This is a genomic window from Chromobacterium haemolyticum DSM 19808, assembly GCF_000711885.1.
Lineage (GTDB): Bacteria > Pseudomonadota > Gammaproteobacteria > Burkholderiales > Chromobacteriaceae > Chromobacterium > Chromobacterium haemolyticum.
Map to the genome: position 1 here is coordinate 135,858 of NZ_JONK01000006.1, position 15,174 is coordinate 151,031.

12 protein-coding genes are annotated in these 15,174 nt (G+C 64.0%); 1 reads left to right on the forward strand and 11 read right to left on the reverse strand.

Features of this window, described 5'->3' with window-relative positions; translation table 11 throughout:
* Positions 1-86 precede the first annotated feature (86 nt).
* The 6 genes from astB to BR71_RS05875 form a co-directional block, all read right to left on the reverse strand.
* Positions 87-1,433, reverse strand: a complete 1,347-nt coding sequence (gene astB, locus BR71_RS05850) for an N-succinylarginine dihydrolase (RefSeq protein ID WP_043633948.1) — start codon at positions 1,431-1,433, stop codon at positions 87-89.
* Positions 1,430-2,890: a succinylglutamate-semialdehyde dehydrogenase gene (gene astD, locus BR71_RS05855; protein WP_043633951.1), complete on the reverse strand. Its 1,461-nt coding sequence runs from the start codon at positions 2,888-2,890 to the stop codon at positions 1,430-1,432. The genes astB and astD overlap by 4 nt, the downstream gene beginning before the upstream one ends.
* The gene (astA, locus tag BR71_RS05860) at positions 2,890-3,924 is read right to left on the reverse strand and encodes an arginine N-succinyltransferase (RefSeq protein ID WP_043633954.1); all 1,035 of its coding nucleotides are present in this window, start codon (positions 3,922-3,924) and stop codon (positions 2,890-2,892) included. Before astA ends, astD begins: the two co-directional genes overlap by 1 nt.
* Complete coding sequence (gene aruF / locus BR71_RS05865) at positions 3,921-4,952, reverse strand: arginine/ornithine succinyltransferase subunit alpha (RefSeq protein WP_043633958.1); 1,032 nt, start codon at positions 4,950-4,952, stop codon at positions 3,921-3,923. The genes astA and aruF overlap by 4 nt, the downstream gene beginning before the upstream one ends.
* Before the next feature lie 162 nt (positions 4,953-5,114).
* Complete coding sequence (locus BR71_RS05870; RefSeq protein WP_043633961.1) at positions 5,115-6,329, reverse strand: aspartate aminotransferase family protein; 1,215 nt, start codon at positions 6,327-6,329, stop codon at positions 5,115-5,117.
* Positions 6,330-6,712: 383 nt separating this feature from the next.
* Positions 6,713-9,334, reverse strand: a complete 2,622-nt coding sequence (locus tag BR71_RS05875; protein ID WP_043633963.1) for a family 20 glycosylhydrolase — start codon at positions 9,332-9,334, stop codon at positions 6,713-6,715.
* 297 nt (positions 9,335-9,631) lie between these two features.
* Here BR71_RS05875 and BR71_RS05880 point away from each other — a divergent pair, with 297 nt between their 5' ends.
* A complete protein-coding gene (locus BR71_RS05880; RefSeq protein WP_043633966.1) occupies positions 9,632-10,300 on the forward strand; it encodes a DUF3313 domain-containing protein in 669 nt (222 codons plus the stop codon).
* 61 nt (positions 10,301-10,361) lie between these two features.
* On the opposite strand, the gene BR71_RS05885 is transcribed toward BR71_RS05880, so the two are convergent.
* The 5 genes from BR71_RS05885 to rbfA all read right to left on the reverse strand — a co-directional run bounded on the left by BR71_RS05885 (position 10,362) and on the right by rbfA (position 15,054).
* The gene (locus tag BR71_RS05885; RefSeq protein ID WP_156038835.1) at positions 10,362-10,901 is read right to left on the reverse strand and encodes an STM3941 family protein; all 540 of its coding nucleotides are present in this window, start codon (positions 10,899-10,901) and stop codon (positions 10,362-10,364) included.
* Positions 10,902-10,986: 85 nt separating this feature from the next.
* Complete coding sequence (pnp, locus tag BR71_RS05890) at positions 10,987-13,131, reverse strand: polyribonucleotide nucleotidyltransferase (RefSeq protein WP_043633977.1); 2,145 nt, start codon at positions 13,129-13,131, stop codon at positions 10,987-10,989.
* Positions 13,132-13,324: 193 nt separating this feature from the next.
* Positions 13,325-13,594, reverse strand: coding sequence for a 30S ribosomal protein S15 (rpsO, locus tag BR71_RS05895; protein WP_019104449.1), 270 nt, complete (start codon positions 13,592-13,594; stop codon positions 13,325-13,327).
* 120 nt (positions 13,595-13,714) lie between these two features.
* Positions 13,715-14,638, reverse strand: a complete 924-nt coding sequence (gene truB, locus BR71_RS05900; RefSeq protein ID WP_043633981.1) for a tRNA pseudouridine(55) synthase TruB — start codon at positions 14,636-14,638, stop codon at positions 13,715-13,717.
* Positions 14,635-15,054, reverse strand: a complete 420-nt coding sequence (gene rbfA / locus BR71_RS05905; RefSeq protein WP_019104451.1) for a 30S ribosome-binding factor RbfA — start codon at positions 15,052-15,054, stop codon at positions 14,635-14,637. The genes truB and rbfA overlap by 4 nt, the downstream gene beginning before the upstream one ends.
* Between the last annotated feature and the right edge of the window lie 120 nt (positions 15,055-15,174).

The following is a 15,174-nucleotide window of genomic DNA, read 5'->3' on the forward strand; positions in this document are numbered from 1 at the left end:
GCTGAGGCAAGGCGCGCCGACGCAGACAGTACATTGAGTACGGCAAGGTCGGGACAACGCAGCATCAGGGGTTTTGTTAGCCGCTCTTAGCCCAGCTGGAAGGGATACACCGAGCCCAGACCCAGAATGCCGCTCAACTCGTCCAAGGCGGTGCGGCTTTCGATCAGCAGCTGCGGATCGGCCAAGTCATCGCTGCTCAGGCGGTCGCGGTAGTGGCGATCCACCCAAGCGTTGAGCGTGGCGAACAGCGCGTCGCTCATCAGCACCTTGGGGTTGACCGCGGCAATCTCCGCAGCGGACAGCGCCACGCGCAGCCGCAGGCAGGCGGGGCCGCCGCCGTTCTGCATGCTTTGCTTGAGGTCGAACACCTTCACCTCGTCGATGGGGCCGCCGCTGGCGACCAGCTTGCAGAGATAAGCCCAGACGCGCGGCTGATTGCGACACTCCTCCGGCACCACGATGATCATCTTGCCGTCCGGCTTGGACAGCAGTTGGCTGTTGAACAGATAGCTCTTCACCGCCTCCTCTACGCTGACCTCCGCCGCCGGCACCTCCACCGACACGAAGCTGCCGCCGGCGGCGGCCAGCTTGGCGCTCAGCTCGGCCAGCACCTTGTGCTGATCGAGGAAGGATTTCTCGTGGTGGAACAGCACCTGGCGGTTGCCCACCGAGATCACGTCGTTGTGGAACACGCCGGCGTCTATGGTGTCCGGGTCCTGCTGCGCGTAGACCACGCGCTCCGCGCTCAGGCCATGCAGCCGCGCCACCGCCTGGCAGGCTTCCAGAGTCTGCCGCGCCGGGAATTTGGCCGGCTTGGGATAGCGGGCGTCGAAAGCCGCCGCGCCGAACACGAAGAACTCCACGCCCGGGCCGTCGTACTCGGCGCAGAAGCGGGTATGGTTGGCCGCGCCCTCGTCGCCGAAGTGCATCTGCGCCGGCAGCGCCGGATGCACGGCGAAGCGGGCTTCGTCGGCGAACATCGCCCGCAGCAGCCGGCCGGTAGTTGGGTGCTCGATCGAACGGTGGAATTTATTGTTCAAATTGGCCGGGGTGAAATGCACGCGGCCGTCGGCGGTATCGCCGGACGGGCTCACCGTGGCGGCGTTGGCCGTCCACATGCAGGAGGCCGAGCTGGCCGCGGCCAGGATGGCCGGCGCTTCCTTGGCGGCGCGCGCCACCACTTCGGCGTCGCTGCCCGCAAAGCCCAGCAGGCGCAGGCTGGCCACGTCCGGACGCTCGTGCGGGGCCAACACGCCCTGCTTGAAGCCCAGGTCGTGCAAAGCCTTCATCTTGGCCAGGCCCTGCTTGGCGGCCAGCTTGGGATTGGACGCGGCGCTGACATTGCTGGTGGACGCCACATTGCCGAAGGACAGGCCGCTGTAATTATGCGTCGGGCCCACCAGACCGTCGAAATTCACTTCATAGGCGTTCACAGCGTGATCCCCGGCGAAAGTTGGGCCGGCACGGCCAGGCTGTCGCATTCCAGCGAGGCCACCGGATAGGCGCAGTAATCCGCGGCGTAATAGGCGCTGGCGCGATGGTTGCCGGAGGCGCCCACGCCGCCAAAGGGCGCGGCGCTGGACGCGCCGGTCAAGGGCTTGTTCCAGTTCACCACGCCGGCGCGGCTTTCCAGCAGGTAGCGCTCGTACAGCGCGCGCTCGTCCGACAACACGCCGCCGGCCAGGCCGAAGCGGGTGTCGTTGGCGATGGCGATGGCCTCATCGAAATCGGCGTAGCGTATCACTTGCAGCAGCGGGCCGAAGTATTCCTCATCCGGACGCGCGGCGGCGGTGGTGTCGATGATGCCCGGGCTCAGCAGCGCCGCGTCCGGCGTCAGCCGGCGCATTTCCAGCAACGCCTTGCCGCCGGCGGCCAGCATCGCGGCCTGGGCTTGCAGCAGCGCCTCGGCGGCGGCGCTGGAGATCACCGCGCCCATGAAGGGCGCCGGCTCGGCGTCGTATTTGCCGACGCGCAGCTTGGCCGCCACCTCCACCAGCCGCGCCAGCAGCGCATCGCCCCATGCGCCTTGCGGCACCAGCAGCCGGCGCGCGCAAGTGCAGCGCTGGCCGGCGGAAACGAAGGCGGACTGGACGATGTGGTGGACGGCGGCATCAATATCCTGAACGCCTTCCACGATCAACGGGTTGTTTCCGCCCATTTCCAAGGCCAGGATCTTGTCCGGATGGCCGGCAAAGTTCTTGTGCAGCAGCGCGCCGGTGGCGGAGCTGCCGGTAAAGAACAGGCCGTCGATGCCGGCATGGCCGGCCAGGGCCGCGCCGGTATCGCGCGCGCCTTGCAGCAGCGCGATCACGCCCGCCGGCAGGCCGGCTTCGGCCCACAGCCGCACCGTTTCCTGCGCCGTCCACGGCGTCAGTTCCGACGGCTTGAAAATCACCGCGTTGCCGGCCAAGAGCGCCGGCACGATATGGCCGTTGGGCAGGTGGCCGGGAAAGTTGTAGGGGCCGAACACCGCCACTACGCCGTGCGGCTTGTGGCGCAGCACAGCCTGGGCGTCGCCCATGGCGGCGGCGCGTTCGCCGGTGCGCTCGTGATAGGACTTCAGCGAGATGTCCACCTTGTTGACCATGGTGGTCACTTCGGTCAGCGCCTCCCACAACGGCTTGCCGGTTTCCTGGGCGATGACGCGGGCCAGCGCGTCCTTGTTGGCGCTCAGGAGTTCGCCGAAACGCTTGGCCACCGCAACCCGCGCGTCCAGCGGCGTGCGCGCCCAGTGCTTGAACGCGGCGCGGCCTGCGGCCACGGCGGCGTCCACCTGGGCGGCGTCGGCGGCGCGCCCCTGCCACAGCGGGCTATTGTCGGCCGGATTGGTTTTGCTCAGCGCCGCGCCGGCGCCTTCTTGCCATTGTCCATTGATGAATAAGCTGCTCACTATGCATTCTCCTTGGGATAGAGCGCGACGCAACGCAGATGGCCGCCCTCTTCCACATTCAGCGCCTGCGCCTGTTCCGGCGTCAGCAGGATTTCATGGGTGGGCGCCAGCGTCTCGGCCAGGATGGCGCGGAAGCCGGCCAGCGAGTCGTTGGACACCAGATAGAAGTTCTTGTCGCCCTCCGGCAGCGGGTCCGCCAGCCGCGCGGCGGCCACCGCGCTTTCCTTCACCGCGCGGATTTCGCTGGTATAGGCCTGTACCGTCGGGCCGGCGTCGAAGATGTCGACATAGCCTTCGTAGCGGAAGCCTTCGGACTCCAGCATCGCCACCGCCGGACGGGTGTTTTCGTGAGTCTGTCCGATCACCGCCTGCGCCTCCGGCGGCAGGAAGTCGATGTAGACCGGGTGCTTGGGCATCAGCTCGGCGACGAAGGCTTTCTGGCCGACGCCGGTCAGATAGTCGGCGTGAGCGAAGTCGATGGAGAAGAAATGACGGCCCAGGCCTTCCCAGAACGGCGAGCGGCCGGCTTCGTCGGACACGCCGCGCATCTCGGCCACCACCAGCTTGCCGAACAGCTGCGGGAACTGGGCCAAGAACAGGAAGCGACTCTTGGACAACAGGCCGCCGTTGCGGTTGGCGCGGTAATCCGGGTGCAGGAACAGCGTGCACAGCTCGGAATAACCGGTATGGTCGTTGGACAGGAACAGAGTGTCGTGGCGCGAATACACGCCCAACTCCTCGGAGGCGTGGACGATGGTCCCCACGCGGTAGTTGTACCACGGCTCCTTCAGGCCCACCGCGGCCTCCAGCGCGCAGATGCCGGCGATGGCGCCGGTGGCGCCGTCTTCCATCACGAAGACATAGCCTTGGTCGGCCTTGTCCAGCTCGCCGGCGAAAGACAGCACCGAGCGGGCGATGCGACGCGACAGCCGCTCTTCGTTGACCGGCAGGGAGGTCAGGCCGACGCCGGCGCTGCGCGCCAGATTCATCAGGCCGTCCAGGTCTTTGTGAGCTACGGGGCGGATGAACATCATGCTGCGGACTCCTTCTGCTGCAGGCCGGCCACCTGGACCTGGCCGCCGCTGGCGAGGCCCAGCGCGCGGGCGGCGTCGGGATTGATGAAGGCGACGCCGTCCACCACCGCCACGCGGCACACCGCGGCGGCGAATTCGCTGGATTCGAGATTGCTCAACAGCTGCGGCTGCGCCTGCTCCGGCAGGCTGGCCAGCACTTCCACCGGATAACAACGGCTGGTTTCCAGCGTTTTCAGCCGGTCCACTTCGGCGGTGAGCACCGCGCCGCCGTCGAAGATATCGATGTAGTTGTCGGCCTCGAAGCCCTCGTTGCACAGCAATTGGCAGGAGCGCTCGAAACTGGCGTGGATTTGGCCGATGGCGTGCTGCGCCTCGTCCGGCAGCAGCGGCACATAGATAGGGTAGCTGGGCATCAGCTCGGCGATGAAGGTCTTGCTGTGGCTGACGAAAGCCTGCTCCACCTGCAGGAAATCCATATTGAAGAAGCGGCGGCCGATGGCGTTCCAGAACGGCGATTGGCCGGCGTCGTCGTGAATGCCCTGCATCTCCGCGATCACGCGGCGGCCAAAGCGCTCGCGCTTGCTGGCGATGAACAGCAGCCGGGCGCGCGACAGCAGCTCGGCGGCCAGTGGCTCCAGATGGCTGTCCACGTAGAAACCGCACAGCTGCACCATACCGGTCAGGTCATGGCACATATTCAGCACGTGCACGCGGTTGTTGACCTTCAGCGCGCGCGAGGCGTGCACGAAGATCTCGCTGCGGTAGCTGTAGAAGGGCTCGTCGAAACCAGCGGAAGCGTTGATCGACGCGGTGCCCAGCACCTGGCCGCCTTCTTCCAGCACGAACATATAGTATTCGCAGCCGGAATCGCCGGTGGCTTCGTGTTCGAAGGCGGATACGGACTGCTGAATGCGTTCGAACAGCTTTTCCCGGTTGTTGGGCAAGCTGGTGACACCGATGCCGCTGGCCACCGCCATGCGTTCGATGGCGGGCAGATCGGAGGTGCGGACAGGACGCACGGTAAGCATGGGACATCTCCCCTAATCGCTGAAATCCGGCCAGGCCGCGGCGGGACCGCGGCGCAGCATCGCCCGCGCGCCAGCCGGGGGCAGGAACGTGGGGGATAACAGTATTTGTGTCTGGAGCAAGGGCGGCCGCGACGGCCGCCCGGAATCAGTGCCGCGAGGCCCTTATTGAGCGGAGGTCAGCTCGGCGATGGCGGCCTCGAAACGCGCCAGGCCTTCGTCGATGTCCTTATCCTCGATCACCAGCGACGGGGCCAGACGCACCACGCTCAGGCCGGCCACCAGCAACATCAGCCCCTGCTTTTCAGCGGCTTTCAGAAACTCCTTGGCACGGCCGGCGTAAGCGTCGGTCAGTACGCAGCCCAACAGCAGGCCCATGCCGCGCACGGTCTTGAACACCTGGTATTTGGCGTTGATCGCGTTCAGGCCGTCGACGAAGCGCTGATGCTTGGCGCGCACGCCGTCCAGCACCGCCGGTTCGTTGACCAGTTCCAGCACCTTGTGCGCCACCGCGCAAGCCAGCGGATTGCCGCCGTAGGTGGAGCCGTGGGTGCCGATGCCGAAGCTCTTGGCTACTTTCTCCGTAGTCAGCATCGCGCCGATCGGGAAGCCGCCGCCAATACCCTTGGCGGAGCTAAGAATGTCCGGGGTCACGCCGTATTCCTGATAGGCGAACAGCGAGCCGGTGCGGCCCACGCCGCTTTGCACTTCGTCGAACACCAAGAGCGCATTGTGCTGGTCGCACAGCTCGCGCGCGGCTTGCAGGAAAGCCTTGTCGGCCGGCATCACGCCGCCCTCGCCCTGGATGGGTTCGATCACCACCGCACAGGTCTGGTCGGAGATGGCCGCCTTGAGCGATTCGATGTCGTTGTATTCGAAGTGGGCGATGCCGCCCGGCACCGGGCCGAAGCCTTCGGTGTACTTGGGCTGGCCGCCCACGCTGACGGTGAACAGGGTGCGGCCGTGGAAGGAGTTCTTGCAGGCCAGGATCTGGTTCTTTTCCGGGCCGAAGTGATCGGACCCGTATTTGCGCGCCAGCTTGAAGGCGGCTTCATTGGCTTCCGCGCCGGAGTTGCAGAAGAACACGCGCTCGGCGAAGGTGGTCTCGGTCAGCAGCTTGCCCAGCTTCAAGGCCGGCTCGTTGGTGAACACATTGGACACGTGCCACAACTTGGAAGCTTGCTCGGTCAAGGCCGCCACCAGCTGCGGGTGGCAATGGCCCAGCGAGTTGACGGCGATGCCGCCGGCGAAATCGATGAATTCGCGGCCGCTCTGGTCCCATACGCGGGAACCCAGGCCCTTGACCGGGATGAAACCGGCCGGGCCGTAATTGGGGACCATGACTTGGTCGAAATCGGCGCGCGTTACAGTATTGCTCATCTTGATGGTTCCCTTCCTGCTCTATCGTCGTTTCTTATCCGTATCATGAAATCCCAAGCGGCGAGCCGGACCGGTCGTGATGCCGGCTTTATCGACGATTTCATGAAGTTTCAATGATTCTAAGGTAAGCCCGTCGCAAATCCATATCCGGTTTGCGACACCGCCGTATACATTCCTTGATACAGCGCAATAAATTTTGTCCGACAACATCCATTACAGAGGGCAACTGTGTCCAATCCTGCTGTAAACGCCGCCCTCCGGCTTGAAGCGGAATGAGCAAGATAGATCAACACCATTGCCTTAATCAACGCCTGAGCGTCTATTCGCAATGAAAAACGCCCGGGCCAACAGCCCGGGCGTCCTTGTCTTGCTCGCATCGGCGCTCAGTCGCCGCCTCGCGACTCCTGCCGGCTAAAGCGCGCGCCATCGCCGCTGACGCCGCGCCAGTAGGACGCTTCCGCGCCCTGGCCCGGCCGGTACGGCGCCCAGTTGCGTCCGTCTGGCGAGAACTGCAGCGCCTGACCGGGGAATTCCGTCAACACCCCGGCCGACCCGCTCTCCAGGCCCGGCGGCGCGATGCGCAGGCCGATGCCGGCGCCTTCCAGCTTGGCCGCCTCGCGCCAGCCCAGCACCGCGGCGAACTGTTGCCAATCCCGGTTCAAGGCCGTGCGGTCCACCAGATGGCTGACGCCTAACTGATAACGCTCGCCCTGACGGTAAGGCCGTTCCCAGCCCGCGCGGTGCCAGGCCCGCTCGGCCAATGCCAGCAGCCGCGGATAGGCCATGTATTCAAACTGGGCGTCGCTGCGCATCACCTCGCTCCAGGCTTGGCCCTGAATGCCGGCGAAGCGCGCTGGCGCGGCCTCGCTGGGCACTTCAAAAGCCTTGCCTTGGCGATCCGTCATCACCTCGGCGTTCTGCGGCAGATTGTCCGGCGCGAAACTGAACACCTTGTAGCTGTCCGTGGCGCGCGAGGCCCAGTAATAGCCGCGCTCCTTGGGGTTAAGCTCATAGGGGAAGTCGAAGTACAAATAATCCGGCATCGCCAGCACGGTCTGGAAACCCTTGTTGGCGAACTCGTGCGCCTCCTTCGCCGCGCCCCAGAACAAGGTGTCCCACTCGGTCACCATCACCTTGGAGGTGGCGAAGCTCTTGGGCGATTTCGCCCCCTTCAAACCGTCCTGCCAGGCCCCCATCGTGGCGATGCCATGCCGCGCCAGGATGCGGCTGACGTCTTCGGCAAACTGCAAGGGCAGATCGGCGACGGTTTTCCCCGGCTGCTCCGCCAGCAAGACGCGGCAGGCCGGCGAACGCGCCCAGGGCTTGTCCTGTGCCGCCAACTTGATCTTGCCCTTGCCTGGGTCCTGGCCGGACAGGTCCTGGAAGCCGCCGCCCAGCAGGATGTTCTTGGCCTCGTCGCCGCCAAAGTGCCAAGTGGCGAGCGGCGCGCCGGCTTCGCGGTGCATGGCGGCCACTTCCGACACCACTTTGTCGACAAAGCGCGGCACGCCGGGCACGCAGGGGTTGACATAGGTGTGACGGTCGTAGAATTGCACCGACAAGGTATTGGAGCGGTCTTGCGGATCGATCAGCCGGTAAGCCGAAGCCGCCTCCGGCTGACCCAACTGGCTGAGATGGCGGTAGCGCCGTTCCATCGCCATCACCGCCGCGCGCGCATGCGCCGGCATGTCGATTTCCGGAATCACCTCGATAAAGCGCGCCTTGGCGTAACGCAACAATTCCACATACTGCTCGCGGCTCAAATAGCCGCCGCCGGAACGGTTGTCCGGGCCGGAACCCAGTTGCGGCAGCAGGCAGTGGTCCTCGTTCAGATCATGGCAGCGGCGCGCGCCGACCTCGGTCAATTCCGGCAGGCCGTTGATCTGCAAGCGCCAGCCTTCGTCGTCGGACAGGTGCAGATGCAGCTTGTTGAGCTTGTAGGCGGCCATCTGTTCGATCAAGCGCTTAAGCGTGGCCGGCTGGCGAAAATTACGCGCCACGTCCACCATGAAACCACGGTGGCCATAACGCGGCGCGTCTTCCACCGTCAGCGTCGGGATCTCTCCCCCACCCTGCGGGATCAGGCCCAGCAAGGTCTGCGCGCCGTAGAACAGTCCGGCGGCGTCATGCGCGTCTATGCGCGCGCCGCCGCGCTCCACTCGCAGGCGGTAGCCGCCGGCAACGGCGATGTCTGCCGGCAAACCCTTGACCACCGCGCCGCTGACCGGCAGGCCCTGACCGGCCAGGCCCAGTTGGCTGCTGCGCTGGGCCAGCGCCGCGCGCGCGTCCGCGGGCAAGGCCGGCAGCCGCCAGCTCAAGCCGCCGGCAGCCGCCTTGCCGCCATCCCGCTTGACGCGCAGCGCGGCGGGAATCACCCGCGCGGCCACGTCGGCGGCGCCCAGTTGCGGACCGCGGCGCGCAAACTCGCGGTAGCGTTCGGCAGCGTCCATCAAAGGCCGCGCCTCCCCCGCCGGCGACTTCCATTCATCACCCGGCAACGGCAGCAAATAGCTGGCGTCGTCATCGTCATTGCGCGCCAGCACCGCCGGCTCCTGACCTTCCGCCGTCAGGTAGGGCCGCGGCAGCACGTCGCTGTTATGCAACATCCAGTACTCGGCCACCAGCGGGAGCTCCAGTTTGGCGCCGGCGGCGATGCCGGCAAAGCCGGGCTTGGGGGTCAGCCGGTACAGGTCGCCGGTAAGATGGCTCAGCTCGAAGTCCGGGCTGTCCAAGCGCAGCAGCCGGCGAATGCTGTGCAAATACAAGGTCCAATCCTTGGGCGGCACCGCGGCCGAGCCATGGTTCCGCAGAATCAGCCGCCCTTTCAAACAGCTGCCCCAGTCCGCGCCCAACTCCACGCAGGGCGCGCCGGCGGCGGCCCCCTTATTGCTGTCCACCGCTACAGCCAGAGACAGGTCCCGCGCCAGCGCCGCCACATCCGGCTGCGCCCACGCCAGCGCGCTGGCCGACAACAGGCCCGCCGCCAATAGTTGTTTCGTCCTCATGCTCACCTCTGCGATTTGCGTGGCGCGCCGCGCGGCGGAATCCCTACCGCCGCGCCTCCCATTCGTCATCCGCATGCCACCGTGGGCACAGGCTAACTGGTATTAATGTGGTATTCAATGCTCAAGATCAAAATCGTGCTCTCCCGCCTCGGACTGCTAGCATGATGATGGCGGAATGCAAATATCTGTGAAGCCGGGGAACGCCGGCGTCATGCCGACGGTCTAGCCGCGGTTGCCGCCGAATCCGCCGCCGCGGGCGGATGGCGCGCTATCACTCAACACCAACAGGAACGCATCATGCGCAAGACTCTATCGCTCGGCCTGCTATTGCTGGCCGCTCTGCCTGCAATGGCTCAGGACGCAGCAGACCCACAAACCTTATTCAGCCTGCCGCTGACCGCGTTCAAAGCCTCGGACCGCGACGCCTCCCAACGGCTGTACCGTGCACCAGACGCTCAGCTGAACACTTACAAATCCATTGTGGTGGAGCCGCTGTATTTCATGCGCCACCAGCCAGACGGCGACTGGCAACTGCTGCAAAGCGGCGAGGAAAACCGGATCGCCGCTTATTTTCAGCGACGGATGACCGAAGAGTTGCATAAGGTCGGCATCCCTGTCAGCCGCGAAGCGTTGCCGGACAGCGCCCGCCTGCGCGTGGCGGTCACCGGCATGGCTCAGGAGCGGCCGGGCGTGGAGCCGCTGGACATCTTGCCGATCAAGGCGGTGTTCAATCTGGGCCGGCTGGCCGCCGGCAAGGAGCCTTATCTGACCAAGGTGGCCAGCATGGGACAATTGGAAGACGCCAATAACGGCAAACTGCTGGCCGGCAGCGTCAATCTGCGCAAAAGCGACAAAAGCCGCCAGCGCGGCGAACCAGTCAAATTGGAGAGCCTGGAAAGCCTGATCGACGACTGGTGCCGCGATAGCGCCAAACTGCTGGCGCGAGGCATGGCGGTCAAGCCCTGAATAATCTGGGTGCCCAGCAAGAGAAACGCCGAGCCCAGAGGCTCGGCGTGAAGATCGGCGGCTAGCGCCAACCGGAGGATGCAGAACCGTAGCGCTGATGGTATCGCTCAAGGAGCGCCAGCACCTCGTCAAAGCTCGCTTGCAAGGCGCTGGATGAAATGGCGATCGGGCTGCCGTAGCATATTGAATTAAAGCGGCTGAATAGCCGCGCCACCGGCCCCAGCTTGTTCAGATACGCCCCCGGAGCCCTCACCTTGACGATCAAAAACTGCTGGCCGCGCACCGCCGAAACCTCCCAATCGACAATGTCCGACCAGGGAATCAAGCCTACTGCGATCAGGCTGGAGTGATCCCACAAACCCTGCGCGTTGAAAATCAGGGCGGGCTTGTCCTCCATGCATTGACGCAGTCCAAACAGGCAGCAGCAGCCAAAGAAAATCATCGCCGCGCCCCCCGCGCCGTAACGCAGGATCAGGCTGTCTTCGGGGTCGGGCTCGGTCCACATGAAATAGCCGATGACGACAAAGGCCAGTCCGGCGACGATCAAGAGCAACACTTTGCCGCCACCGAACTCAATACGCGTCTCATCCATCGCGCTCATCTCGCAGTCGTAAAAAACCCCCTGCCTTGGCAGGGGGTGATGCTAGCCGGCGGCCGTTCCGCATCGGAACGGCGCTCAGGCGGGCTTACTGGGTTTTCAGGCCGAAGGAGTCGGCAGTTGCCTGCGCGGTCTTGGCTTCTTCTTCCAGCAAAGCCTTGATGGACAGGCGGATGCGGCCGCGGTCGTCCATTTCGATGGCCTTGACCTTCACTACCTGGCCTTCTTTCAGATAGTCGGCCACATTCTTGATGCGCTCGTTGGCGATCTGGGAAATGTGAACCAGACCATCCTTGCCCGGCAGGATGGACACGATGGCGCCTACATTGTTGTCGAGGATCTTGACCACGGTGCCTTCGTACACCTTGCCCACTTCCACTTCAACAGTGATCTCTTCGATGCGCTTCTTGGCGGCTTCCGCGCCTTCGTTGCTGATCGAAGCGATGGTGATGGTGCCGTCTTCCTCGATGTTGATCTCGCAGCCGGTGTCCTTGGTGATGGAGCGTATGGTTTCACCGCCCTTGCCGATCACTTCGCGGATCTTGTCCGGGTTGATCTTCATCACGTACAGACGCGGAGCGTGAGCGGACAGCTCTTGCGGGCCGTCCACGGCTTCCTTCATCAGGCCCAGGATGTGCATGCGGCCTTCCTTGGCCTGATCCAGCGCCACCTGCATGATTTCCTTGGTGATGCCCTGGATCTTGATGTCCATCTGCAGCGCGGTCACGCCTGCGGCGGTACCGGCGACTTTGAAGTCCATGTCGCCCAGGTGATCTTCATCGCCCAGGATGTCGGTCAGCACCGCGAAGCGATTGCCTTCCAGGATCAGACCCATGGCGATACCAGCCACGTGCGCCTTCAGCGGCACGCCGGCGGACAGCAGCGACAGGCAGCCGCCGCACACGGAAGCCATCGACGAGGAGCCGTTGGATTCGGTGATTTCCGACACCACGCGCATCGAGTAACCGAACTCGGATTCCGGCGGCAACACGGCCACCAGCGCGCGCTTGGCCAGGCGGCCATGGCCGATTTCACGGCGCTTCGGCGGGCCCATGCGGCCGGCTTCGCCGGTGGAGTACGGCGGGAAGTTGTAGTGCAGCATGAAGCGCTCGGTGTACTCGCCGGCCAGCGCGTCGATGATCTGCTCGTCCTGCTTGGTGCCCAGGGTGGTCACCACCATGGCTTGGGTTTCGCCACGAGTGAACAGCGCGGAACCGTGGGTGCGCGGCAGCACGTTATTGCGGATGCTGATCGGGCGCACGGTGCGGGTGTCGCGACCGTCAATGCGGGCTTCGCCGGCCAGGATCTGACCGCGAACGATCTCAGCTTCCAGACCCTTGAAGATGCCCTTGATCTCATTGGCCTTCAGGGTATCGGTGTTTTCGTTGATCAGGCTGGACTTAACCGCGTCCCAGGCTTCGTTGATCGCCACGGTGCGGGCTTGCTTCTGACGCAAGCGGAAAGCGTTGGCCAGTTGCTCGCCGGCGATGGCGCGCACTTGGGCGATCAGCTCTTCATTGGCAACCGGAGCGGCCCAGTCGAACATCACCGGATTCACTTCGTCGGCCAGTTCGTTGATGGCCTTGATCGCGGCTTGCATTTGCTCGTGGCCAAACACCACGGCGCCCAGCATCACGGCTTCCGGCAGCTCTTTGGCTTCGGACTCCACCATCAGCACCGCGCGCTCGGTACCGGCAACCACCAAGTCCATTTCGGAGGCGGCCAGCTCGGTGCGGGTCGGGTTCAGGATGTATTCGCCATTGGCGTAGCCAACGCGCGCGGCGCCGATCGGGCCGGCGAACGGCAGGCCGGAAATGGCCAGAGCGGCGGAAGCGCCGATCATCGCCGGGATGTCGGAATCCACTTCCGGGTTCAGCGACATCACGGTGGCGACGATTTGCACGTCGTGGAAGAAGCCTTCCGGGAACAGCGGGCGGATCGGACGATCGATCAGGCGGCTGGTCAGCACTTCCTTCTCGGACTGCTTGCCTTCGCGCTTGAAGAAGCCGCCTGGGATCTTGCCTGCGGCGTAGGTGCGCTCGAGGTAGTCCACGGTCAGCGGGAAGAAGTCCTGGCCCGGCTTGACGTTCTTGCCGCCAACCACGGAGACCAGCACCACGGTGTCTTCAACGGTGACGATGACGGAGCCGGACGCCTGGCGTGCGACTTCGCCGGTTTCCAGAGTCACGGTATGACGGCCGTACTGGAAAGACTTAGTGATTTTATTGAACACAGGGTTTCCCTATTTCTTGGTGTGTGACAAATAATCGCAAGCCGAAAAAACAACGGGAACCCCTAAAAATTCTGACCAAGGCATATGGATCCGAATTTTTAGAGGCTCCCCCCGTTGTTACAGCAGTAATGCTCGCGATCTTGATGCGGCATGAAAAAGTCGCAGCACGCTGCGACTTTTCCAAAACCCAACCTTACTTGCGCAGACCCAGACGGGCGATCAATGCGCGATAGCTATCGGCATCGGTGCGCTTCAGGTAATCCAGCAGACGACGACGGCGGCTAACCAGCTTCAACAGACCACGACGGCTGTGGTGATCCTTGGTGTTGGCTTTGAAGTGCGGGGTCAGGTCGTTGATGCGAGCGGTCAACAGAGCCACTTGCACTTCGGACGAACCGGTGTCGCCTTCGCTGCGCTGGAAGTCTTTAACGATGTCTGCTTTTTGAGCGGCGGTCATTGCCATTTTGGGGTAACTCCAAATTATCAGTAGGGGTTTTTCAACCCGACAAGTGCAGCGAGCAAGCAAGGCCGAAACCCCGACAACCCATCAACACTCCGGTTGCGGCCCTAAGGCCGCCGGCGTTCAAGACGTTGCCGCCTTGCTCGCCAGGAGCCGGATCGGATGCAGGCGACCATCGTCGCGCGCCTCGCCCAGCCCCAGAAATTCCCGGCTTCCCTCGCGGTAAATCCGGAAACGCTGCATTTTCGCACATTTTTCGGCAAAACGCACGGGCTGCCCGTGCATGAATTTACCGGCTTCGTCGGCGGCCAACTCAGCTTCCGGCAGATGGCGCACCAGGATGTCCGCCGGCAGCAGCAAAGCCTCCCGCTGCGGCATGTCCAACGCCTCGATGTCGGTCAGCTGCAAGGCCTCGTCCAGGGAAAAACCGCCAGTGGCGGTACGGCGCAAACCGGTCAAATGCGCGCCGCAGCCCAAGGCTTCGCCGATGTCGCAGGCCAGGGTGCGGATATACGTGCCCTTGCTGCACAGCACCTCGATCACAGCGGTGTCGCCGTCCAGGCTGATCAGCTCCAGCCGGCGAATATTCACCCGCCGCGCCTCGCGTTCAATCTCAATGCCGGCGCGCGCATACTCGTATAAGGGCTTGCCCTGATGCTTGAGCGCCGAATACATCGGCGGCACCTGAGAGATTTCGCCTCGGAACGCCGCCATCGCCGCCAGCAAGCCCTCGCGGTCGAAAGCCATCGGGCGCTCGGACACTACCTCGCCCTCTACGTCCCCCGTGGTGGTGACCACGCCAAACTTCACCGTGGCGCGATACCCCTTGTCCGCATCCAGCAAATAGGAGGAAAACTTGGTCGCCTCGCCCAGGCACACCGGCAACAGGCCGGTGGCCAGCGGATCCAACACACCGGTATGGCCGGCCTTGGCGGCGTTCAGCAGCCAGCGCGCCTTTTGCAAGGCGCCGTTGCTGGAGATGTCGTAGGGCTTGTCGATCAGCAGCACGCCGTCTATCTGTCGGCGATTGCTGCGCGGCTTGCTCATTCCTTGCCCTCGGCGCCGTCCTCGCTGGACGGGGCTTCCTGGCCGCCGAATTTTTCGGCGTCCTCGCGCGCCACCTGATTGATCAGGCTGGTCATGTGCATGCCGCGCTCCACCGATTCGTCATAGACGAAATGCAGCTGCGGCGTGGTGAAGATCTTGATGCTGCGGCCCAATTCGGAACGCAGATAGCCGGCGGAGCTTTCCAGCGCTTCCTGTGTCGCTTCCCGCGTCTTCTCGTCCATCACGGTGTAGAACACCTTGGCGTGCGAGTAGTCCCGGGTCACTTGCACCAGGGTGATGGTGATCCAGCCTGCGCGCGGATCTTTCAAACCCTTGCGGGTCAGTTCCGCCAATTCGCGCTGAATCTGTTCAGCGATGCGGTCGGAACGGGAGAAACCTTTTTTGGCTTTTGCCATATCACTTCCAATCAACTTTGCGCGGCGTCGCCGCCGCTCAAGGCCACGAAACCCACGAAATGACACGGCCTGGGCCGCCATGTCATTTCGTGGTTTTCGCGGCGAAATTAAAAAAGGCGA